At 69.0% G+C, this 22,530-nt stretch carries 19 protein-coding genes; 6 read left to right on the top strand and 13 right to left on the bottom strand.

Features of this window, described 5'->3' with window-relative positions; genetic code table 11:
* Positions 1 to 34 precede the first annotated feature (34 nt).
* Entirely contained in the window at positions 35 to 2,191 is a 2,157-nt protein-coding gene (gene uvrB, locus P3102_RS24315) for an excinuclease ABC subunit UvrB (RefSeq protein ID WP_276362030.1), read from the top strand.
* Positions 2,192 to 2,263: 72 nt separating this feature from the next.
* On the opposite strand, the gene P3102_RS24310 is transcribed toward uvrB, so the two are convergent.
* The 5 genes from P3102_RS24310 to P3102_RS24290 all read right to left on the bottom strand — a co-directional run bounded on the left by P3102_RS24310 (position 2,264) and on the right by P3102_RS24290 (position 9,127).
* Entirely contained in the window at positions 2,264 to 3,673 is a 1,410-nt protein-coding gene (locus P3102_RS24310; protein WP_276362029.1) for a S28 family serine protease, read from the bottom strand.
* 90 nt (positions 3,674 to 3,763) lie between these two features.
* Positions 3,764 to 4,534 carry an enoyl-CoA hydratase/isomerase family protein gene (locus tag P3102_RS24305; RefSeq protein ID WP_276362027.1) on the bottom strand — a complete coding sequence of 257 codons (771 nt, stop codon included), beginning with the start codon at positions 4,532 to 4,534 and terminating at the stop codon, positions 3,764 to 3,766.
* A gap of 70 nt (positions 4,535 to 4,604) precedes the next feature.
* Positions 4,605 to 5,027, bottom strand: coding sequence for a hypothetical protein (locus P3102_RS24300; RefSeq protein WP_276362025.1), 423 nt, complete (start codon positions 5,025 to 5,027; stop codon positions 4,605 to 4,607).
* Between the two features lie 256 nt (positions 5,028 to 5,283).
* Positions 5,284 to 6,243: an ABC transporter permease gene (locus tag P3102_RS24295; RefSeq protein ID WP_276362024.1), complete on the bottom strand. Its 960-nt coding sequence runs from the start codon at positions 6,241 to 6,243 to the stop codon at positions 5,284 to 5,286.
* Entirely contained in the window at positions 6,236 to 9,127 is a 2,892-nt protein-coding gene (locus P3102_RS24290) for an alpha/beta fold hydrolase (RefSeq protein WP_276362022.1), read from the bottom strand. The genes P3102_RS24295 and P3102_RS24290 overlap by 8 nt, the downstream gene beginning before the upstream one ends.
* A gap of 337 nt (positions 9,128 to 9,464) precedes the next feature.
* Between P3102_RS24290 and P3102_RS24285 the strand changes: the two genes are divergently transcribed.
* Positions 9,465 to 10,439, top strand: a complete 975-nt coding sequence (locus P3102_RS24285) for a TerC family protein (RefSeq protein WP_276362021.1) — start codon at positions 9,465 to 9,467, stop codon at positions 10,437 to 10,439.
* A 30-nt stretch (positions 10,440 to 10,469) separates the two neighbouring features.
* Positions 10,470 to 12,431 (top strand): S9 family peptidase, encoded by a 1,962-nt coding sequence (locus P3102_RS24280; RefSeq protein WP_276362020.1) that lies wholly within the window; start codon positions 10,470 to 10,472, stop codon positions 12,429 to 12,431.
* A gap of 180 nt (positions 12,432 to 12,611) precedes the next feature.
* On the opposite strand, the gene P3102_RS24275 is transcribed toward P3102_RS24280, so the two are convergent.
* The 3 genes from P3102_RS24275 to P3102_RS24265 form a co-directional block, all read right to left on the bottom strand.
* Positions 12,612 to 13,268 carry an RES family NAD+ phosphorylase gene (locus tag P3102_RS24275; RefSeq protein WP_276362018.1) on the bottom strand — a complete coding sequence of 219 codons (657 nt, stop codon included), beginning with the start codon at positions 13,266 to 13,268 and terminating at the stop codon, positions 12,612 to 12,614.
* 96 nt (positions 13,269 to 13,364) lie between these two features.
* Positions 13,365 to 13,946, bottom strand: coding sequence for a DNA-binding protein (locus P3102_RS24270; protein ID WP_276362017.1), 582 nt, complete (start codon positions 13,944 to 13,946; stop codon positions 13,365 to 13,367).
* Positions 13,947 to 14,274: 328 nt separating this feature from the next.
* Positions 14,275 to 15,255 carry a LacI family DNA-binding transcriptional regulator gene (locus tag P3102_RS24265; protein ID WP_276362015.1) on the bottom strand — a complete coding sequence of 327 codons (981 nt, stop codon included), beginning with the start codon at positions 15,253 to 15,255 and terminating at the stop codon, positions 14,275 to 14,277.
* A 114-nt stretch (positions 15,256 to 15,369) separates the two neighbouring features.
* Between P3102_RS24265 and P3102_RS24260 the strand changes: the two genes are divergently transcribed.
* Positions 15,370 to 16,893 (top strand): FGGY-family carbohydrate kinase, encoded by a 1,524-nt coding sequence (locus P3102_RS24260; protein WP_276362014.1) that lies wholly within the window; start codon positions 15,370 to 15,372, stop codon positions 16,891 to 16,893.
* Here the strand turns inward: P3102_RS24260 and P3102_RS24255 are convergent.
* Positions 16,824 to 17,516, bottom strand: a complete 693-nt coding sequence (locus P3102_RS24255) for a helix-turn-helix domain-containing protein (protein WP_276362012.1) — start codon at positions 17,514 to 17,516, stop codon at positions 16,824 to 16,826. The two genes, P3102_RS24260 and P3102_RS24255, sit on opposite strands and share 70 nt — an antisense overlap.
* Before the next feature lie 285 nt (positions 17,517 to 17,801).
* On the opposite strand from P3102_RS24255, the gene P3102_RS24250 reads away from it, so the two are divergent.
* The gene (locus tag P3102_RS24250; RefSeq protein ID WP_276362011.1) at positions 17,802 to 18,290 is read left to right on the top strand and encodes an MmpS family transport accessory protein; all 489 of its coding nucleotides are present in this window, start codon (positions 17,802 to 17,804) and stop codon (positions 18,288 to 18,290) included.
* A gap of 27 nt (positions 18,291 to 18,317) precedes the next feature.
* On the top strand, positions 18,318 to 19,085 hold the full coding sequence (locus P3102_RS24245; RefSeq protein WP_276362009.1) for an ABC transporter permease: 768 nt from the start codon (positions 18,318 to 18,320) through the stop codon (positions 19,083 to 19,085).
* Here the strand turns inward: P3102_RS24245 and P3102_RS24240 are convergent.
* The 4 genes from P3102_RS24240 to P3102_RS24225 are packed head-to-tail and all read right to left on the bottom strand — an operon-like array spanning position 19,048 to position 22,477.
* Positions 19,048 to 19,734, bottom strand: coding sequence for a histidine phosphatase family protein (locus tag P3102_RS24240; protein ID WP_276362008.1), 687 nt, complete (start codon positions 19,732 to 19,734; stop codon positions 19,048 to 19,050). The two genes, P3102_RS24245 and P3102_RS24240, sit on opposite strands and share 38 nt — an antisense overlap.
* 18 nt (positions 19,735 to 19,752) lie before the next feature.
* A complete protein-coding gene (locus tag P3102_RS24235; RefSeq protein WP_276371330.1) occupies positions 19,753 to 21,630 on the bottom strand; it encodes a Na+/H+ antiporter in 1,878 nt (625 codons plus the stop codon).
* A gap of 41 nt (positions 21,631 to 21,671) precedes the next feature.
* A complete protein-coding gene (locus tag P3102_RS24230; RefSeq protein ID WP_276362007.1) occupies positions 21,672 to 22,067 on the bottom strand; it encodes a VOC family protein in 396 nt (131 codons plus the stop codon).
* A gap of 5 nt (positions 22,068 to 22,072) precedes the next feature.
* Positions 22,073 to 22,477 carry a helix-turn-helix transcriptional regulator gene (locus P3102_RS24225; protein WP_276371329.1) on the bottom strand — a complete coding sequence of 135 codons (405 nt, stop codon included), beginning with the start codon at positions 22,475 to 22,477 and terminating at the stop codon, positions 22,073 to 22,075.
* Between the last annotated feature and the right edge of the window lie 53 nt (positions 22,478 to 22,530).

The following is a 22,530-nucleotide window of genomic DNA, read 5'->3' as shown; positions in this document are numbered from 1 at the left end:
GAAACTGTCGGACCCAGCGCCTACTCTGGAGGACGTGGCTTTCGCAACCGAACACCCCGTGCTCGCCCAGTCGGACTTCCGCCCCGTCACCGACATCCCCCGGACCGGTGGCCGGTTCGAGGTGGTCAGCGAGTACAAGCCCGCCGGTGACCAGCCGGCGGCCATCGACGAGCTCGAACGCCGGGTCAACGGGGGCGAGAAGGACATCGTGCTGCTCGGCGCCACGGGTACCGGCAAGTCCGCGACGACGGCTTGGCTGATCGAGCGCGTGCAGCGTCCCACGCTGGTGATGGCGCCGAACAAGACGCTCGCCGCGCAGCTGGCGAACGAGCTGAAGGAATTGTTCCCGCACAACGCGGTCGAGTACTTCGTCAGTTACTACGACTACTACCAGCCCGAGGCGTACATCGCGCAGACGGACACCTACATCGAGAAGGACTCGTCGATCAACGACGACGTCGAGCGGCTGCGGCACTCGGCGACGATGAACCTGCTGTCCCGGCGCGACGTCATCGTGGTCGCGAGTGTCTCCTGCATCTACGGCCTCGGTACGCCTCAGTCGTACCTGGACCGGTCCTCGAAGCTGAAGGTCGGCGAACAGCTCGACCGGGACGTCTTCCTCCGCGCCCTGGTGGACGTGCAGTACACCCGCAACGACATCGCCTTCGCACGCGGCACCTTCCGTGCCCGCGGCGACACGGTCGAGATCATCCCGGCGTACGAAGAGCTGGCGATCCGCGTCGAGTTCTTCGGCGACGAGATCGAGAAGCTGTACTACCTGCATCCGCTCACCGGCGACATCGTGAAAGAGGTCGACGAGGTCCGCATCTTCCCGGCCACGCACTACGTCGCCGGCCCGGAGCGGATGGAGAAGGCCATCCACGGCATCGAGGCGGAGCTGGAGCAGCGGCTCGCGGAGCTGGAGAAGCAGGGCAAACTGCTCGAAGCGCAGCGGCTGCGGATGCGCACCGCGTACGACATCGAGATGATGCGCCAGGTCGGGTTCTGCTCCGGTATCGAAAACTACTCGCGGCATATCGACGGCCGTGAAGCCGGCACCGCGCCCGCGACCCTGATCGACTACTTCCCGGACGACTTCCTGCTGGTCATCGACGAGTCACACCAGACGGTCCCGCAGATCGGCGGTATGTACGAAGGCGACATGTCGCGGAAACGGAACCTGGTCGAGTTCGGGTTCCGGCTGCCCAGCGCGGTCGACAACCGTCCGCTGACCTGGGAGGAGTTCAGCGACCGGATCGGGCAGACGGTGTACCTGTCGGCGACGCCGGGGCCGTACGAGATGGGGCAGGCCGGCGGCGAGTTCGTCGAGCAGGTCATCCGGCCCACCGGCCTGATCGACCCGAAGGTGGTCGTGAAGCCCACCGAGGGCCAGATCGACGACCTGGTGCACGAAATCCGCGAACGGGCCGAGAAGGACGAGCGTGTCCTGGTCACCACGCTCACCAAGAAGATGTCCGAGGACCTCACCGACTACCTGCTGGAGCTGGGCATCCGGGTGCGGTACCTGCACTCCGAGGTGGACACGCTGCGCCGGGTCGAGCTGCTGCGGCAGCTGCGTGCGGGCGATTACGACGTGCTGGTCGGCATCAACCTGCTCCGGGAGGGGCTCGACCTGCCCGAGGTCTCGCTGGTCGCGATCCTCGACGCGGACAAGGAGGGCTTCCTCCGCAGTGGCACGTCGCTGATCCAGACGATCGGCCGCGCGGCGCGAAACGTGTCGGGCGAGGTGCACATGTACGCGGACAAGATCACCGACTCGATGCGGCACGCCATCGACGAGACCGATCGCCGCCGCGCCAAGCAGGTCGCCTACAACGAGGAGCGCGGTGTCGATCCGCAGCCGCTGCGGAAGAAGATCGCCGACATCCTGGACCGCGTCTACAGCGAGGCCGAAGACACGGAGTCCGTCGCCGTCGGCGGCTCGGGCCGGAACTCCTCCCGCGGCAAGAAGCCCGAGCAGGGCGATCGCGTGCGCAGCTCCGGGATGCTCGTGGACAAGGACGTCGCGGGGATGCCGCGCGCCCAGTTGGCCGACCTCATCCAGCAGATGACCGACCAGATGATGCAGGCCGCGCGCGACCTGCAGTTCGAACTGGCCGCTCGGCTGCGCGACGAGGTCTCCGACCTCAAGAAGGAGCTGCGCGGCATGGACGCGGCCGGCATCAAGTAGCCGCAGTTCGTCCTCTGATCGCGATCCCCGCGCGGGCAAGTAGCGCGATCAGAGGACGAAACGCGGGGGGTGTCAGAGGCGACGGCGTTCCAGCATGGTCAAGTCGGCGTCGAAGTCCGGGAACCCGGCGGGCGCCGAACGGGTGGTCACCCCGGGCGTGACCGGAGGCAGCCCGGCCCAGCGCCGTACGGTGTTCGTCGCTTCGGTGGCTTGAGCCGCGGGAAGCTGCGAGATCCGGGCGCCGTGGTTCCCGCCTTCCACCGTGTAGCTGTAGGAGTCCTTCGTGCCGAAGCCGAGCCGGAAGGGTTCGGCACTCCACGGGTCGTTCTCGCCGTAGACGAACATCAGCCGCTTCCCCCGCGACTTCACCCAGAAGTCGATGTCCGGCATCGCCAGGTGGTCGAACCGCGGGATGTCGACGGATTTCGGCACGAATGTCCGCGACACGTTGGCGCCCGGGTAGCGCAGCAGGTCCCGGAGGTGGCCCTCATCGGACTCCGGGGCGCCGAGCTGGTAGGAAGCCTGGAAGTAGTAGGGGACGTAGATTTCGAGGTTCTGGTCGGAGTAGGTGTTGAGGCTCTCCACGCGTTCGAACCAGGCGTAGACCTCGGCCGCCGGGGAACCGGCCTTCGGGATCGTCGCGCAGTCCGCCTGCTTCTGGTACTGCCAGAAGGCGAAGTACGAGTCGATCACCGAGATCTCCAGCGACACGTCGGCCGAGCCGACGGTCTTGAACGTGTAGCCGTTCTTGGCCGCGTCGGCGGCGGCGAGCGCCGCGAACTCCGGGCGCCGGGTCAGCACGTCACGCTGGATCGTCTTCAGCGCCGAACGGCAGGCCGGATCGTCGCCGACGTCCGCCAGGAACCGGTTGTAGCGATCGTGCGGGTCGATGACGTCGTTGGGCGCGACGTACGGGATCGTCGCGTCGACGTCGTCCGGGAAAAACCTACGGAAGTAGGTCGCCGTCATGCCGCCCTTGCTGCCGCCGGTCGCGAGCCACTTGCCCGGATAGATCCGCTTGAACGCCTCGACGGCGCGGTGCTGATCGGCGGCGGCCTGCCAGATCGTGAGCTGTTTGCCCCAGTCCGGCCGCTCCGGTCGCGAGGGAGTGAAGAACCGGTATTCCATCGACAGCTGGTTGCCGTCGACGAGCTGCGTCGGCTCCGAGCGGTTGGGCGACTGCGAGACGTTGTATCCGCTCGTGTACACCACGGTCGGTGACCGGAATTCCTTGTGCAGCAACGTGAAGCGCTGCTCGAAGGTGCCGCGGCCGGGCCTGCGGTGGTCGATCGGCTGGGTGTAGGTGAGCTTGAAGAACCGGTACCCGGCCGGGGCCGGATCCTCCGAGACGACGGTCAGGCCGGGGATCCGGCCCAGCGCGTCTTCGACGTCCTCGGGTGCCGCCTGCGCGGCCGGGGTGAGCCCGGCCAGTGCGAGAACGGTGATCGCCAGAACCGACCACGCGGCCGTGAGCTTCCGCATCCGTGCCCTCCCCATCGGGACCTGTTGAGCGGTCGGATACTCACAGAGTCGCCGCCGGTGGGCAATCGCCTATCCGGCCGAGCCCGAAGATCAGGCGCGGCCGCGGAGCACCCGGTCGACGTAGGCCTTGATGGCCGCGAGTGCCTCGGGGGAGCTCCACAGTTCGAGGACGTGGGCGTCGTCGCCGGTGCGGTGTTCGGCGATCCGCTCGTGGAAGGGCCGGTGCAGCTGCGCCTTCGTGTGCGCGTACGCGGCCGTGGGGATCTCGGCGAGCTTCCTGGCCACCTCCACCGCTCGCGACAGTACGGTCTCGGGCGCGGTCACCTCGTTCACCAGGCCGAGCCGGAGCGCGTCCTCGGGAAGGTGGGTCTCGCCGAGGAACGCGAGTTCGGCGAGGACGTCCGCGCCGAACCCGGAGCGCAGGACCTCCAGCGCCGCCAACGGGAACGGCACACCGACGAGCAGTTCGGTGATCCCGATCCGACTCGGGCCGTCGGCGAGGATCCGGCGGTCGCAGGCGGCGGCGAGCACCGCCCCACCGGCGATCGCGTGGCCGTTGACGGCCGCGACCACCGGGCCGGGGAAGCCGAACACCGAGAGGAACGCGTCGGACAGTGCGGGCAGGAAGTCTTCGAGATAGTCCGCGCCGCCGTCGTGCACCCGCCGCAGGTCGACCCCCGCCGAGAAGATGCCGCCGGTGCCGGTCAGCACGACCCCCCGATAGCCGCCGAGTTGCACGTCTTCGAGCCGGAGGGTCAGTTCCCGGCAGAACTCGGTGTCGAGGGTGTTCGCCTTGCCGTGCCGCAGGGTGACGACGGCGATCCCGCCTTCGTCCTCCACTCGGATCGAAGAGGTGGCCATGAACCGACCGTACCGGAGCCGGCGGAGATCTACCGTGGACCCAGCCGACCCAGCCGACCCAGCCGACCGCCTAGTCCGCGAGGCGCACGGTGATCGTCGGGCTGTAGGACCGCTTGCGGTTCCAGCCGGTCTCGGCGCCGATGCTCAGCTGGATGGCCCGGTCGGCGGGGGCCCAGTAGCCGGTGCGGACGAAGTACGCGTCCATCGCGCAGAGCCTGCTGCTGGACTTGCGGCCGCAGATGGTCTCCCAGCCCCACTGCCTGCCGCTCTCCTCGACACCGTTGCGGCGCACGAACAGATACGGGTTGCCGATGTCGCGGCAGTAGGCGCCGCCCTCGGAGATGTAGAGGACGCCGTCGATCTTGTAGAACCGCTTGTTGTCGAGGAGTGTCACCTGACCCGAGACGGCGAAGCCGACCCGGCCGCCCTTGCCGGAACTCATCGTCCAATCAAGAGAGAATTCCTGGACCGGGATCTCGATCGACTGGGTCATGGCGTGAGTCCCCGCTTTCTTCTCGCGTTGGCACCTTTCACTGAAGATAAGGATTTCCCGGAGGTCGCCGAAGCTGAAAGCGAGGTTTTCACCCAATGAGTCGATGACCGGGAAATCGATGTTCTCATGCGCATGAAACACCGATTACCGGCACTAACGGGTGAAGGTAGCCACGGTCCGTGAAAACCGGGGCCCACCTGGGAAGAGGTTTTCGTCTTCCCGGTGGGCCCGGTGCTTTTCGGGTGCGGAAACGCTCTCAGCTGGTGATGTCCTTCGTCGCGAACCGGCGACCGGCGAGGAGGAAGAACACCGTGCCGTACAACGCCGCCGACACCATGCCGTTGGCCATGTTCGTCCAGTCGATGTCGGTCGAGATCAGATCCATCCACGAGAACGCGAAATGCGTCGGCAGATAGTCCCGCAATCCTTCGAGTGCGGTGATCTGGTCGAGGATCTGCGAAACGATCGCGACGATCACCGCCCCGCCGACGGCGCCCAGCGGGGCGTCGGTGGCGACCGAGAGCAGCATCGCCAGCCCGGCCACCCACGCCAGCTGCAGGATGATGTAGATCGTCGCCAGCCCCATCGCCACCAGGCTGTCGCCGAACGACACCGCGTCCCCGGTGGGGCTGATCGCGTCGCCCGCGCCGTACCAGACGACGCCGACCACCAGCGACACCAGCGGCAGCAGGATCAGCGCGACCGCGGAGAGGATGCCGGAGACGATCGCCTTCTGCCGCAGCACCCGATGCCGGGGGATCGGTATCGCGAGCAGGTACTTCAGGCTGGACCACGACGCCTCGCTCGCGATCGTGTCGCCGTAGAACAGCGCCACGATCATCGGGAGCAGGAACGTCCCGGAGACGAACAGCGCGAGCACCACGAAGTTCGGCGCGCTCGCGGTCGCGAGGTCGACGAACCCGCCGCTGCGGCGATTCGGATTGGCCTGCCCGATCTCGAACGCGATCACCAGGACGAACGGCAGCAGCGCGACGAACCCGAGCATGAGCTGGGTCCGACGGCGTTTGAGCTGACGTTTCAGTTCGACGCCGAGCCGCAGCGTCCGGTCGGCGCGGTAACCCGCCACCGCCCCGTCCGGGCCGACCTCGGTCGGTTCGTGCGACGCGACCTCGGTCAGCTCCAACAGGGCCGCCGGATCGGTGTGCACGCCGTGCTCCGCCCGGGTCGCCGGGCCGGAACCATTGGTCTTACTCACCCTTCGAGTCCTCTCCGACCAGCTGCAGGAACGCGTCTTCCAGACGGCGCCGCGGCCCGGCCTGCTCGACCGCGACCCCGGCCCGCACCAGGGCGGCGACCGCCTCCGCGCGGGCGAGACCGTCGAGATCCGCGTGCACCAGTTCGCCGTCGACGTCGACGTCGGAAACACCGCCGACCTTCCGCAGCGCTTCGGCCGCTTCGGCGGGCTTGTCGACGCGGAACGTCGCTTCACCGCTGGACGCGGCCAGTTCGCCGACCTCGCCCGAGGCGACCAGCATGCCGCGATGCATCACGACCACGTGCGTACAGGTCTGCTCGACCTCGGCCAGCAGGTGGCTCGAGACCACCACGGTGCGTCCGGTCGCCGCGTAGCGCTGGAGCACCTCACGCATCTGGTGGATCTGTGGCGGGTCCAGTCCGTTGGTCGGTTCGTCGAGCACCATGAGCTCCGGCAGGCCGAGCATCGCCTGCGCGATCGCGAGCCGTTGCCGCATACCCTGGCTGTAGGTGCGGACCCGCCGGTTCACCGCGTCGCCGAGCCCGGCGATCTCCAAGGCCTCGGCGAAGTGCGCCTTCTCCCTCGGCCTGCCCGTGCTCGCCCAGTACAGCTCCAGGTTCTCCTTGCCGGACAGATGCGGCAGGAAGCCCGAACCCTCCACAAAGGACCCGATGCGGGACAGCACCGGCGCGCCGGGCGCGATGAGGTGGCCGAAGACGCGGATGGTGCCCGCGGTCGGTGTGATGAGCCCCATCAGCATGCGCAGCGTCGTCGTCTTTCCCGCGCCGTTCGGCCCGAGCAGACCGAGCACCTGACCGGGTTCGACCCGGAACGACAGATCCTTCACCGCGACGAAACCGCCCGCGTAGGCCTTGCGCAACCCTTCGATCACCAGCGGCGTCTTCGCCAGGCTCTCGTCGACGTCGTGGGCACGGCGGCGGCGGAACGCGGCGAGCACCGTGATCGCGATACCCGCGAGCAGCGCGCCGCCGATCCCGAGCAGCTGTGCGAGGGGAGCCGGTGCGCCGACCGAGTTGCCGGGGACGACCGGGACACCGAGCTGCCCGCCATCCGCCAGCTCGATCCGGAACACGGCGGGCTCGACCGGGGTCGAGAACGCCTGGTCGGTCGTGCCGACGACCAATCGGAGGGTGTGCCCGGCCTCCAGGGGCCGCACGATGCCCGGCAGGGTCACCGTCACCTCGACCGGGCTACCGTCGGCGGGCAGCCCGGAAACGCGGAAGGGTGCGACGGCGTTGGCCGGAAGCGTGCGGACGCCTTCCGAGGTGACGTCGTAGAGCTTCGCGAACAGGACGGCTTCCTTCTGCGGTGCCGTGGCCGACGGATCCGCGGAGATCCGCAGCCGGACCGTGGACGAACCGGCCACGATCGTCTGCGCGTCGAGCGGCGGCGTCGCGAACTGCGCGGCCTGCCCCGGTGGATCCAGACTGAACAGTCCGGACAGCCGGGACGAACCCGCCACCGCCCCGTTCAATCCGGGGATGCCGCTCACCGCGGCGGGATTGCCACCGGCGGGCCGGACGACGGGCTGGGCAGGACCAGCCAAGGTGAATCGCCGCCGTTCGGTGGCGGCCCCGGTGGCTCCCGGGTACGCCGGCGCGGTGACGGTCCGGACCGAGGGAGCACCGTTGGCCCGCAAGGTGCCCTGGATGTCGTAGCTGAACCCGGTCCCGGGATCGGTGCCCTGGCCGGTGAGCGAGAACTCGAGGAAGTCGGCGATCCGTGCCCGCAGCTTCTGTCCCGGCTTCCCGCCGTCGTGGCCGCCGGTGTACCAGATCGTGCGGACCTCGCCACCCGCCGCGCTGATCTGCCGGGCGGTCGCGTCGGACTGGTCCAACCCGAACAGGGTGTCGCTTTCCCCCTGCACCAGCAGGGTCGGCACGGTGATCTTGTCCGTCACGGACGCGGGGGAGACACGGCGGAGCAGGTCGACGGTCTTCTGGCTCGCTTCGCCCGTGGTGGCGAGTTCGGTGTAGGCCTGGCAGACGTCGGCGGTGAACCGTCCACAAGGGTCGGCCGGGCCGGACGGCGGCCGCTGTCCGGCCGGGCCGCCGGGCGACGGGGACTGCGCCGCGGCACCCGCCACGCCCGCAGCCTGCGCCGTGCCGGACTCGCGCGTCTCGTCACCGGCTTCCGGAGCGTCGTTCGCGGGGGAGCCACCCTGCGCGGCGCCGGAACCGGCGGAGAAGAAGATGCCCGCCCACGACTTCTTGAAGACGCCGTCCGCGGTGAACGTGCCGGCGGCGGGAGTGGTGGCGGCCGTCGGCGAGGCGGAAGCGGCGTTCGGGAAAAGCCCCTGCGCGAGATCGTTGTAGGTGATCACCGGCGCGATCGCGTCGACCCGCTTGTCGGTCCCGGCGAGCAGCAGCGAAAGCGCGCCGCCGTAGGAAGCACCGGACACGGCCAACTTCGGGTCGCCGTTCTCGCTGAGGACTTCGGGCCGCGCGGCGAGGCTGTCGACCAGCTTCCTGGCGTCGGCCACCTCACGGTCGGGATCGTTCAGCGCGATCTTCCCGGTGCTGCGGCCGAAACCGCGCGCGGACCAGGCGAGCACGACGAAGCCCTTTTCGGCGAGTTCGCGCGCCTCGGTGGCGACACTGTTCTTGTCACCGCCGAAACCGTGGGCGAGCAGGACGGCGGGAGCGGGCGTCCGCTCGGGGAGGTACGTGGTCGTGTCGATCTTGACGACTTCGGGCGAACCCGGGGTCTCGGGCAGGTCGAAGGTCGCTTCCTGGGTCTTGACCGCGGACGGGGCCGGTTCGCTGTTCGTCCACACGACGGCCGCGGCGGCCAGGACCACCACGACCGCGGCGAGCGCGATGAGCTTCGCACCTCGCGTACGAGGGAGCGGGATTCGGGGCACGGGACGACCGTATTTCACCGAACCTGAGAGTCGCCTCCCCGGCACACGCGGATCACACAAGTGTGACGTCAGGTCGTCACCAAAACGGGTATCCGTCGGAGGAGAAGAGGTGGATGTGACGGGAGTTACGCCATCATCTTGGTGACAAGGGCAACCTTAACTGGCGTCACGCGTACAGACAGGTCAAACTGGACCGGCTGTGAGGGGAGTATTCCTTCGCGGCGGTGTCGTCAGCACGGTGGTCTTCGCGGGCCCCCCGGCACCGTCGGCCGGTCTCGCACCGGCGGAAGAGACCTCCGGTTAGTTGCTGCTGTGCACTATCCGGAGGGTTGGTTACATGTCTGTTCCCCTGTGGCTATGGATCGCCACGGTCGGCGGTCTGCTCGCGCTGATCGCACTCGACCTGGTCATCGTCGATCGCAAGCCGCATGAGGTCACCACCGGCGAAGCCGCCCGGTGGGTCATCTTCTACGTCGCCGTGGCCGTCGCGTTCGGCATCGGCGTTTGGATCTTCGGGGGACACGACCCGGGTGTCGAGTTCTTCACCGGGTACATCACCGAGTACTCGCTGAGCGTCGACAACCTGTTCATCTTCATGATCATCATGACCTCGTTCAAGGTGCCCGCGATCCATCAGCACCGGGTACTGCTGATCGGCATCCTGCTTGCGCTCGCCATGCGCAGCGTGTTCATCGCCGTGGGCGCCGCGCTGATCGCGCAGTTCGTCTGGGTCTTCTTCCTCTTCGGCGCCGTCCTCATCTGGACCGCGATCAGCATGGTCCGCAACAAGGACGAAGAAGAGGAATACGAGGAGAACGCGCTCACCCGCTGGGTGCGCAAGCTCTTCCCGGTCACCAACGAGTGGCACGGGCACAAGTCCTTCGTGAAGAAGGACGGCAAGCGCTGGATCACCCCGATGTTCCTGGTGATCGTCGCGATCGGCAGCGCGGACCTGCTGTTCGCCGTCGACTCGATCCCGGCCATCTTCGGCATCACGCAGGAGGCCTTCCTGGTCTTCACCGCCAACGCGTTCGCGCTGATGGGCCTGCGCCAGCTGTACTTCCTGCTCGGTGGCCTGGTCACCAAACTGGTGTACCTGTCCTACGGCCTCGCGGTGATCCTCGCCTTCATCGGCGCCAAGCTGTTCCTGCACGCACTGCACGAGTACCACGTGGTGCCGGACTGGCTGGACATCAACAACTGGGTCTCCCTGAGCGTCATCGTCGTGGTCCTGACGGTGACGACGGTGGCCAGCCTCGCCAAGGCGAAGAAGCTGGAAGCCGCTGACCAGGACTCTTCAATCAGTAGTTAGAATTGCTAAGGATCGGGTACCGTCGGGGCCGTGCGTCCCGTTGACATCGAAGCCCTGACGGTCCCCGGCATCCCCGCGTTGCGTGGCGACCTGCTGCTCACCGCGGTGAGCAGGCCTGATCTGAAGACGAACAGCTACCGCGTCGGCCTGCGCAGGGTCGACCAGGGCGGCGGCGGGGAAGGGCCGTGGACCCACGGGACCAAGGACTCCGCCCCCGCCATCTCCCCGGACGGCCGGTGGGTCGCCTTCCTCCGGGCGGGGGAGGGGGCCGGGCGAGCGGCCAAGCCGCAGGTGCACTTGATCCCCGCGGCCGGGGGTGACGCGAAGCGGATCACCGACCTTCCCCTCGGCGTGGGGGCCCCGGTCTGGGCACCCGATTCCCGCCGGATGGCCTTCGTCGCCCGCGTGCCCGAGCCGGGCCGCTACGGCACGGAGAACGCGGATGGCGAAACGCCGGAGCCCGCTGAAGAAGCCCCTCGGCACATCACGAAACTCTTCTACCGGGTCGACGGCGCCGGTTTCCTCGACGACCGTCCACAGCGTCTGTTCGTCATGGACGCCGTCACCGCGTCGGACGAGGACGCGCCCGCCGAGCTCACCCCGCTGACCGACGACCGCGCCGACGTCGACCATCCCTCGTGGACGGTCGACGGCGAGCACGTCCTGATCACCGCGCCGCGTGGCTGGGCCGCCGAAGACACCGTTCGGACGGACGTCTACGCCGTGCCCGCCGGCGGTGGCGAACCCCGGCTCCTGGTCCGGACCCCGGGCACCGCCGATCGGCCGGTCGCCGCCCCGGACGGTTCGATCCTGTTCTACGGCACCGAATTCCCGGGCCTGGAGGACGTCGCCCGGAACACCGGGCTCTGGCACGCGCCATGGCCGTACGGTGCCGAACCCTCGCCCGCACGGCGGCTGACCGACGTCGAAACGGTGGACTGCGAGAGTGCGGCAAGCCCTCCTGTCGTCCTCGGCGACGAGGTCCTCGTCGTGGTCCGCACCCGCGGCGCCGCCGAACTGCACGCCGTTCCCCTCGACGCCGAGCTCGCCGAGCTGAAGTCGTTGCGCTACCTCGCGGGCGAGCGCGCCGCGGTGAAGTCGTTCGCCGTCGACGGCACGCGGATCGTCGCGGTGATCGAAACACCCGAGAGTTCCGGTGACGTCGTGCTGCTGTCGGACGAAGGTCCCCGTGTGCTCACCGACTACTCGAAGGCGTTGCGGGACATCGGGATCCTGCCGCTGGAGGAACTGGACACGACCGCTCCCGACGGCTACCCGGTGCACGGCTGGGTCGTCCGGCCTGAGGGGGCGGGGCCGCATCCCGTGGTCCTGATGATCCACGGTGGTCCGTTCGCGCCGTACGAATGGAAGGTCTTCGACGAGGCCCAAGTGCTCGCGGCAGCGGGCTACGCCGTCGTTCTGGGGAACCCGCGCGGTTCCGCGGGCTACGGCGAAAGCCACGGCCGGAGCATCGTCCACGGCTTCGGCACCGTGGACGCGGACGATCTGCTGGCACTGCTGGACGAAGCGCTGAAGATGTCCGATTTGGACAGTGAGCGCGTCGGTGTCATGGGTGGTTCGTACGGCGGTTTCATGACCAGCTGGCTCGCCGCGCACCACGGCGGCCGGTTCCGTGCCGCGTGGAGCGAGCGCGCGGTCAACGCCTGGGACTCGTTCGTCGGCAGTTCCGACATCGGCTGGTTCTTCGCCGGGGGTTACGTCGGCGACGATCCCGAAGAGCAGCGCAAGCGCAGCCCGCTGACCTACGCCGGGAAGATCGACATCCCGTTCATGGTCGCGCATTCCGAGCAGGACTGGCGATGCCCACTGGAGCAGGCGCAGCGGATGTACGTGGCGCTGCGGCAGAACGGCGTCCCGGCCGAGTTGCTGCTGTTCCCCGGTGAGGGGCACGAACTGACGCGTTCGGGGCTGCCGCGGCACCGCGTGCAACGGTTCGACGCGGTGCTGGAGTGGTGGGGGCGCCACCTCTGAGCTTCGTGAGTGGTGAGGCCGGTTTTCGTCGGCTGTACCTCAGGAGGGAGAACCACGGCGGCGGCACAGCGGGCACTGGGTCATGATGTCCCTTGTGGACAGTTTCGAAGATCTCGGGTGTCCGCTCCCGCTGCCGGCTCCACCACGCCACCTTCGCCTGTCCCTCGTCGGTATGAGAGCTCAGCTGAGCAGCGTGTAGTTCAGCTCTTCGCACACCCGGCCCAGCGGGACGTCGAGCCCGGGGTGGTCCAACGGGAGCAGCACGTCCGGCGCGACCGGCAGTGAGGACCCGGCCGGCGGATCCCACAGCGCGAGCGCGGGGCCGCCGGAGTCCATGGACGATCGATACCAGACACCGTCGAGGTCGCCGAAGGCGGCGCGGATGGCACGCGCCCACGCTTGGGTGATCTTCTTCGGACCGCTGGAGATCTCCTGCGAGGCGCCGACGCGGGTCGGCCACAGGCCGGCGAGGTCGAGCAGTCGCAGCGTGCGGGTCGGCCGGACGACGACCAGGCGCGGGCCGCGGGATTTGCGGTCGACCGTCGAGGTGGTCTGGAAGACCTCCGCGATGCTCGTGCGCACGGTGAGGCCGAAGTACAGGACGCCGTTTCCGGGGTCGGTGACCGGGCGACCGCCGCGACCGGGGGTCTGCGGGTCGAAACGGCCGTGCGGGAGCGGGCCGCTGTAGCGGAACGAGTTCCACTGCTGGGGGTGATTGCCGTGCGCGGTGAAGATCCTGACCAGCCTGGTGCCGGGGTGCACCGTCACCACGTCGTTGGTGCGGTGCAGCTCCTTGACCAGGACAGAGCGTGCGGGCGGCAGGGGGAGCCGGGCCATACCTCGGGAGTCGTCCGTCCTTGTCGGGTGATCTTGCTCGGTGGGGTCAGCCTACGGCCTGCCCCCGACTGGAATTTTCGTCGTCGGGCAAGGATCTCAGAACGGCGAACCCAGCGTGGACACCAGTCTCGCGACGTGCTCGGGGTCGCCGCCGGAGAGAAGCCATTGGCGCGGTGTGGCGGGATGGTCGTTGATCACCAGATCGGCCTGTGGAGTGCTCATGAACGCGGCGACGACGAGCGCGGGCTGGTCCTCGGGGACCGCGCGCAGCACGACCTCCAGGCCGGGCAGCACCCCGGAGCCGGCGAACTGCCAGGCGGGCAGCCGCCAGCCCTGATCCTTCCAGCCGGTGAGCCTGCCCTCCTTCAGGCGGTGTCTGATGCGGCTGTCGTCCACGCCCAGTGTCTTCGCCGCCTCCAGCACGCTCAGCGCGGAATCGGCGAGCACGGCGTGCGCGGCGACCGTGCGGGCACGGAAGTCCGGTTCGTCCTCGCCGTGGGGGGAGAGATCCAGGCCGACGTCGGTGAGCGCGGCGCGCTGATCCGTCGAGAAGTAATGCGATGGATCGGGGTTCGGTGGGGTCAGCCGCCGCGCAGCGTCCTCGACGAGGTTCAGGAACTCGTTGGCGTCGACCTTGAGGCCGGCCTTGGCGAGAACGTTCTCGAGCGCTATCGACATAGCGCCTAGGGTAACGCGTCTGTGCGGGTTCGTGCGGTCTCAGCTCGATTTCGTGGGAGAATTCACCAGAGATGAACACAGAGTGCACGGAATCAAACACGCGCAGTAGGCAATATCGCTCCAGTCTGCCCGGATCGGGCGACCGTGTCCAGGGCTCCCGCTTGACAGGTCGTAAGTAGGAATTTACCGTCCGAAAGGTAAACGATTTCTTCCCACCGCTTCGGAGAACCTGGCTGGTGTGGGCCGGCTTGGGGGATCAAGGGGGTGGGGCGTTCCTGGGCGGCCGGTGCGCACCGGTCGCCCAGGCACGTCGTGCGGGATCTCCGGGTCAGTCGCGCCGTGAACTCCGGCGCACGATCAGCTTCGCCTGCAACGTGGTCGTCGTGGCCGTGCGCGTGCTGTCGCCGATCCGCGCGAGCAGCAGTTCGGCGGCGACCTTGCCCACCTCGTTCGCGGGCTGGGCGACCACCGTCAGCGGCGGGTCGATCAGCGTCGTCCACGGCGCGTCGTCGAACGACACGATCCCCACGTCCTGCCCCGAGCGCAGGCCGCGTGCGGCCAGGGCTTCGAGAACACCGATCGCCATCGTGCTGTTGCCGACCAGCAGCGCGTCCGGCGGCTCGGGTTCGTCGAGCAGGCCGAGCGCGGCGCGCCTGCCGCCGTCGGCGCGGAACTCGGCCCGCCGGGTGAGCGCGTTCTCCTCGCCGACGGCGTCGGTGTAACCCGCCAGCCGGTCTTCGGCCGTGCGCACGCCGGCAGGCCCGCTGACGCACGCGACGCGCCGGTAGCCGCCGTCGAGCAGGTGCCGCGTCGCGTCGCGGGCGGCGAGCCGGGTGTCGACCAGCACCTGGTCGCCGCTGTTCTTCAGCAGCGGCCGGTCGACGGCGACCACGGGCGTGCCGCGCTCGGTCAGCCGGTCGACGTTGGTGGCCCGGCCGGTGGGGGAGAGCACCACGCCGGCGACCCGCTCTTGGAGGGCGACGTCGAGGTAGCGCCGCTCCTTCTCCTCGTTGTCGTCGGCGTTGCACAGCACCACCGAATAGCCCGCGGTCTGCGCGATGTCCTCCACGCCGCGGGCGATCGCGGTGAAGAACGGGTTCTCCACGTCGGAGATGATGAGGGCGAGCACCGCCGTCTCCTGGCGACGCAGATTCCTCGCGAGCCCGTTCGGGTGGTAACCCAACTCCGCGGCGGCCGCCTGCACCCGTGCCGCGAGTACCGGGTCCACAGTGGACTTCCCGTTCAATGTCCTCGACACGGTCGCCGTCGAGACCCCGGCCTTCGCCGCCACGTCGTTGATGGTGGCCACCGTGACCTCCCCTTCTGCAGGTGTCTTGACACCTTCGCACGGGAAGAATAGCTTGACCGACAATCGTTACCATCCGCTGATCGCGCTATTCGCGCGGAGGAGTGAGGACGTGCCGTGGGCGATCCGGGCCTGGTGCTCGGCATCGACATCGGCACTTCCGGCTCCAAAGGCGTCCTCGTCGATTCCCGGGGTGCCGTCGTGGCGCGGGCTGCCCGGCCGCACGACACTTCCCGGCCCCGTCCCGGCTGGTACGAACACGACGCCGAAACCGTGTGGTGGCAGGATTTCCTGGCGCTGACGAGAGAACTTTCCGCCGGTGCCGGGGATCATCCCATCATCGGAGTGTCGGCCAGTGGGATCGGGCCGGTGCTGCTGCCCGCCGACGCTTCCGGAAAACCGTTGCGCCCGGCGATCCTTTACGGCGTCGACACCCGCGCATTCGACGAAATCCGCGAATTGACTCGGGAATTCGGTGAAGAATCCATTGTGGAACGCGGTGGGAGCGCACTCGGCGCACAGGCCGTCGGGCCGAAATGGCGCTGGCTCGCCAAGCACGAGCCGGAGGTGTTCGCACGAGCGGAACTCTTCCTGATGGCGAGTTCGTTCCTCGTGCTGCGGCTGACCGGTGAGTACGTCCTCGACCACCATTCCGCGAGCCAATGCGACCCGATGTACGACTTGCGCGAGGGCCGCTGGGCGCCGGACCGGGTCGCCGCGATCGCTCCCGGCGTCGAGCTGCCCAGGCTCGCGTGGCCGACCGAGGTGGTCGGCTCGGTCACCGCCGAAGCGGCCGCGGAAACCGGCCTGCCCCAAGGGATCCCGGTGACGGCGGGCACGGTGGACGCCTGGGCCGAGGCGACCAGCGTCGGGGTCACCGCGCCCGGGGACACGATGCTCATGTACGGCACCACGATGTTCCTGATCCAGACGCTCGCCGACCCCCGGCCCGGACCGGGACTGTGGGCGACCCGAGGCGCTTTCCCCGGCACCTATTCGCTCGCGGCGGGGATGGCCACGTCCGGTGCGATCACCGACTGGCTGCGGGACCTCGTCGGCGGCGAGTTCGGTGAACTGGCCGCGGCGGCGGACGAGGTCCCGGCGGGCAGCCGCGGGTTGCTGTTGCTGCCGTACTTCGCGGGAGAACGGACGCCCGTGCCCGATCCGGACGCGAGAGGCATCATCGCCGGGCTCACCACTTCCCACGGCCGTGCCGAGCTGTATCGCGCGGCGCTGGAAGGCACGGCCTACGGGGTGCGGCACAACCTCGAAGCCATGCGGGAAGCCGGTGGCGGCACCCGCCGGTTCGTCGCCGTCGGCGGTGGAACGCGGGGTGGTGTGTGGACGCGGATCGTCAGCGACGTCGCGCGAATCGAACAGGAGATCCCCGCGGAGACCATCGGCGCCGCGTTCGGCGACGCCGTCCTCGCGTCCTGCGCTCTCGGGCGCGAACCGGACATCGAAGCCTGGAACCCGGTCACCGAGGTCGTCCGGCCCGGCGCGGACGCCGATGTCTACGATGAGTTCTACCCGCACTACCGAGCCCTCTATCAGTCTACAGTGGACACCGCTCACTTCCTGGCGCGGAAGAACTCGCTCGCCTTCACCCCGGAGAACTCCCGGCAATCCCGGCTCAGATGAGCCTGATCGGCGTAGCCCGCCGAGAACGCCAGTGAGGCGAGATCCGGCGCCGTGTCCGCGAGCCCGACGGCGCGCTGGAACCGGCTCACGCGCAGGTACGTCGCCGGGCCGTAGCCCACCGCGAGGGTGAATCGGCGCCGCAACTGCCGTTCCCCGGTGGCGAAGCGCTCCAGCGCGGCCGAGACGCGGTGAACGCCGCTGTCCAGCCTGGCGATCAACGCCGAGAGCTCCCGGTCGGCTCGCCCGGCCCGGCGTTCGATGACGACGTCGGTCAGCGAAGCGGCGCCGGAGAGCACTCGCTCGGCTTGCAGTTCACCCTCGCTGCCCCACAGTTCGCCGAGGGGGACACGCTGGTCGCGCAGTTCGTCGGCGCCCAGCCCCAGGACGTCACCCGCCCTGCCGGGCGCGAACCGCACGCCGCGAGCCCGGGCGCCGGGTGGTGTCTCCCAGGTCCAAGCCGCGGTGTCCGGCCCGGCGACGAAGACCGCACCGCCGCTCTCCACCAGGTCGACGCAGCCGTCGGGCACGATCCGCTTCGGCGCGTGGCCCGTGTCCTCCCATACACAGCGCGCCACGCCGCGCAGCTCGGCGGGCGCCGTCGTCTCCCGATACACGGTCGCCATGATGCACGTGGGGCCCGACAGAATCGGGCCGTGTCCGAAGGAGAGGTGGTCTGGATCCACGTCCGGAACGGCAGCCTGTTGTCGGCGCGTGTCACGCAAAGTGAGCTGTTCGGCTCACTGCGCTTACGCTGATTGCTCCAGGACCAGGCACTGTCCACTCACTGGGACACCCAATAGGGTGAATATCGGGTTTCTTCCCGATAACGGCTAACGCGGAGTCACCTTCGAACGAGAAGTAAGCGACGCACTCGACGGAAGTGCGCTCGGACGAGAGAAGACCTCTCCATGGGTGTTCCCACCGCGACCCCTTCGGCATCGGCGCCGGGGCAGGGTGCCCCCGGCAGGCTGAAGCCGCTGGGGACGGTCGTGGTCGTGCTGGGCGTGATGGCCGTCGCCGTCACGCTGACCGGTTACGTACTGTCGAAGGCCTCTTCGCGGCCGGTGCAGAGCCCGCCCGCGCCGCGGGTCGAACAGGCCGCGGCCGCCGTGCGCACCGTGCTCCACTCGGTCGTCTACGAACTCTCCGGCGCGAAGGGCGCCCAGAACGTCACCTACGTCGCGCAGGGTTCGGAACTCAGGCAGAAGACCGAGGTGACGGCGCCGTGGAGCACCACTTTCGAGCGCGAGAGCCAGGAAGGCCGCGACGAGTTCTACAGCGTCTCCGCGCAGGGGTCGGGCAACGGCGCGCTGCGGTGCCGGATCCTCGTCGACGGTGAGGTCGTCAGCGACCGCACCGCCCCCGCCGCCGGCGCTTCGGTGACCTGCACGTCCTGATCCCGGCCCTGGGGCAGGATCATCCGCATGACGGATGGTGCGATCGCGTTCGGCCCGGTGCTCGCCGTGGTCTTGGCCGGGCTGGCGATCTTCGGCGCGGCCGTGGTGCGGTTCGGACGGCTGGGACAGGGCAAAGCGGTGCTGTTCGCCGCCGCGCGTGCCGTCGTGCAGCTCGCCGTCGTGTCGCTGGTGATCGTCGGGATCCTGGAATCGGGCTGGCTGACCGGTGTCTTCGTGCTGCTGATGTTCGCTGTCGCCGCGGTCACCTCCGCACGTCGGATCGGCGTGGTGAAGGAGCTGGCGTGGGTCGCGCTCGCCATCGCCTCCGGTGTGGTGCCCGTGCTGACGCTCGTGCTCGCGACCGGGGTCGTCCCGTGGCGGCCCATCGCGGTCGTACCGATCGCCGGGATCGTCATCGGCGGCGCGATGTCCGCGACCTCCCAGGCGGCGAGGCGTGCCCTGGACGAACTCGTGTCCCGGTACGGCGAGTACGAAGCCGCGCTGGCACTGGGCTTCCCGCGTCGCCCGGCCGCACTGGAGATCTGCCGCCCCTCGGCGGGGCACGCGCTGATCCCCGCCCTCGACCAGACCCGGACGGTCGGCCTGGTCACCTTGCCCGGCGCCTACGTCGGTGTCCTCCTCGGTGGCGCCGGGCCGCTGCAGGCCGGGGTGACCCAGGTGCTGGTGCTCGTCGGGCTGCTGGCCGCGGAGGCCGTCGCGGTGCTGGTCGTCGTGCACCTGGTCGCGGCGGACCGGATCAGCCGAAAGGCGACTGAAGATGCGACGTGTCGTTGAACCGCCGCACCATCCAGTCGTCGCCCGACACCACCAGATGGGAGATCGAGCCGTTGTCGACGCCGAGGAACGCGAACCGGTTCTTCGCGGCGCTGGCCTGCGCGAAGACCTCGCCGATGACGCCGCCGTGGGTGAACACGGCGATCCTCCGGTCCGGGTTGGCCGCCGCGATCCTGCCGATGGCGCCCCGGATCCGCCCGCCGAACGACTCCATCGTCTCCGCGCCCGGGATGACGTCCCAGCGCTGCTCGCGCCAGAGCTGATCGATGATCGGATGGCCTTCGTAGGTGTAGCGCCGGAAAAGGCCGTTCTCCCAGTCGCCGAGGTGGATCTCCCTCAGGTCGGCTTCGAGTTCCGGCGTGAGCCCGAGCTTCGCGGCCAGCGGTGCCGCGGTTTGCGACGTCCGGCGCAGTGTCGTCACGTACAACGCCGAAATCCGCTCGTCCGCCAGCCGGCGGCCCACCCGCTCGGCGTGGTCCCTGCCTTCGGGCGCGAGGTCCGGGTCGGCCTGCCCGTCGACGAGGTCGAACGGCGCGTTGCCTTTCGCCGGGGCCGATTCTCCATGGCGGACAAGGAAGATCTCGGTCGCACCAGGGGGAGGTGAGAACCGGTGCTGGCGGTATTCGACTTCCTGCTCAGGGGTGCTCATGCCCCGGACCCTACCGAGTCAGCCGAGCTGTTTGTCCACGAAACACCAACGCCAGGTCTCGCCGGGTTCGTGACTGCGCATCACCGGGTGCAGGGTCTCGTGGAAGTGTTCGGTCGCGTGCTTGCCCGGTGAGGAGTCGCAGCAGGCGACGTTCCCGCAGTTGACGCATTCGCGCAGATGCACCCAGGTCATCCCGTGTTCGACGCAGACGGCGCAGACGGCGCAGACATCGGGGGAGCCGGGTTCGACCGCGGGCCACTCCTTGGTCAGATGCTTGCAGGATCCCGCCGTCGCGGCGGGGGTGCGCAGTTCCCGATCGGAGTCCGGCACGGCCTCCTCCTCCCTGTCCAGCATGGATTCCTCGATGTCGAGGCGTTCGAGGATCCGGCGCAGGACGTCGTCGTCGGCCATTCCGGAGTCACGCGCCTCCAGGAACTTCGCCCGTTCGACCTCGAGCAGCCGCAACCGCAGCCGCCGATAGGCGTCGCTCGGGGTTTCGGTCAGCGTGCTCTGCCTGCCGAGTTCCTCCCACGCCGAGTCCGAGCGGTGCTGGAGCCGGCTGCGCAGGCGTTCGACGATGTCGTCCGGATCTTCGGGAGTCCGGATCTTTTCCAGTTCTTCCAGCGCGGCCCTGGTCATGTCGTGGAGCACGGCCGCCTCCTGCAACGCGTCCTCCGCCGGGTCGGGGGGCGGCAGTTTCAGGCGGCGGACCAGCACGGGCAGCGTCGTCCCGTGCAGCAGCAGCGTTCCCGCCACCACGACGAACGCGACCAGCACCAGCACGGCCCGTTGCGGGGTGTCCGCGGGCAGCACGAACGCCGCCGCGAGCGTGACGACCCCGCGCATCCCCGCCCAGGCGATCACGGCCGAATACCGCCATGGCCAGGCGTGCCGGCGGAACAGCCGGCGGGCCAGGCCGATGCCCGCCATCCAGATGATCCGGGTGACGATGGTCGCGGCCAGGGTGGCGGCGCAGATCAGGACCAGTTCCAGCGCGGTCAGCCCGCTGTCGCCGACCTCGGTCATGATCCGGCGGACCTGCAGCCCGATCAGCAGGAAGACGATGTTCTCCAGCAGGAACTGGATGGTCTGCCAGTTCAGCCTGCTGGCCAGCCGGGAGCGGCCCGAAAGCATGCTCGGCGACTTGTGCCCGAGGATCAGTCCCGCGACGACCACGGCGATCACCCCGGAACCGTGGATGGCCTCGGCGGCCAGGTAGGCGACGAACGGGACCACCAGCGACAGCGCGGTGTCGGTGACCGGATCTTCGAGCCGGGTGCGGATCAGCGCGCCGAGCACCCCGACGGCGAAGCCGATCACCAGCCCGCCACCGGCGGCGAGCAGGAAATCACCGCCGACCTGCAGCAAGCTCACCGAGCCCGCGATGGCCGCGATGGCGGTCCGCAACGCGACCAGCGCGGCCGCGTCGTTGAACAGGCTTTCGCCTTCCAGCAGCCTGGTCAGCTTGCGTGGCATCCCGACCCTGCGGGCGACGGCGGTGGCGGCGACCGCGTCGGGCGGTGCGACCACCGCGCCGATCGCGAGCCCGGCGGCCAGCGGCAGACCGGGGATCACCAGCCACGCCACGACACCGACCGCGACCGTCGTGAAGATGACGAGCCCCACCGAAAGCAGCAGGATCGGCCCGCGGTTGCGCCGGAAGTCGATCAGCGACGTGCGGATCGCGGTGGCGTACAGCAGCGGGGGCAGCAGCCCCAGCAGCACGACCTCCGGATCCAGTTCGTACGCCGGGACGCCCGGCACGTACGAGGCGACGACCCCGACCGCGATCAGGCACAGGGGCGCCGACCAGTCGAGTTTCCGCGCCGCGGCGGTCACCAGGAGGACGGCCACCACCAATGCCACGAGTTCCACCGCGATCTCCACGCCGCTCATCATCACCCGGAAGCCCGGGTGCGCGCGCACCGAGGGCCGGGCTACCGCTCCTCGAACCGCACCAGGTTGCCCGCCGGGTCGCGGAAAGAGCAGTCGAAGGCACCGTAGGACTGCTTCTTCGGTTCTTGGACGACGTCCGCACCGGCCGCCTGGATCCGGTCGAAGGTGCCGATCAGATCCGGGGTGGACAGCACGATGGTCCCGTGCACGCCCTTGGCCATCAGTCCGGTGATCGTGACGCGTTCCTCGTCGGTGATCTCGGGGCCGCCGGCCGGGGAACGGAGCACGAGCGAAGGCTCCGGCCGCCCTGGCGGGCCGACCGTGACCTGGAGCGGACCTTCGGCACGAACTTCGAAGCCCAGGATGTCGCGATAGAAGGTGAGCGAAGCCTCGAGATCGTCGACGGTGAGGTAGGACGCTCGGATCGAAAGGGGCATGCGACTCAAGGTAGGTCGGCGCGCGGTGGGGTCGCTTCTCGATTCCTGATCGGTCGCATGACCTGTTTGACGACGCAGCCGGGCATGCCGCGGCCGTCCTCCGCCGCCTGTCTGCGGTACGCGCTCGGCGAGCTGCCGACCAGTTCGGAGAAGCGCGTGCTGAAGGTGCCCAGCGACGAGAAACCGACGTCGAAGCAGACCTCGGTGACCGACATGTCCCCGCGCCGCAGCAGCATCATGGCCCGCTCGATCCGGCGGGTCATCAGGTAGCTGTACGGCGATTCGCCGTACGCGGCCCGGAACTCGCGGCTCAGGTGCCCGGCGGAGACGTGGACGCCGCGGGCCAGCGCTTCGACGTCCAAGGGCTGCGCGTAGTCGCGATCGATCCGGTCGCGGACACGGCGCAGCATCGCGAGGTCGCGCAGGCGCGGGTCGGGTCTGCCGGTCACCCGGAAAGCGTAAC

It is taken from the genome of Amycolatopsis sp. QT-25, from assembly GCF_029369745.1.
Classification (GTDB): Bacteria; Actinomycetota; Actinomycetes; order Mycobacteriales; family Pseudonocardiaceae; genus Amycolatopsis.
Note: the sequence above shows the minus strand (reverse complement) of the source record. Positions and strands in the feature narration are given on the sequence as shown.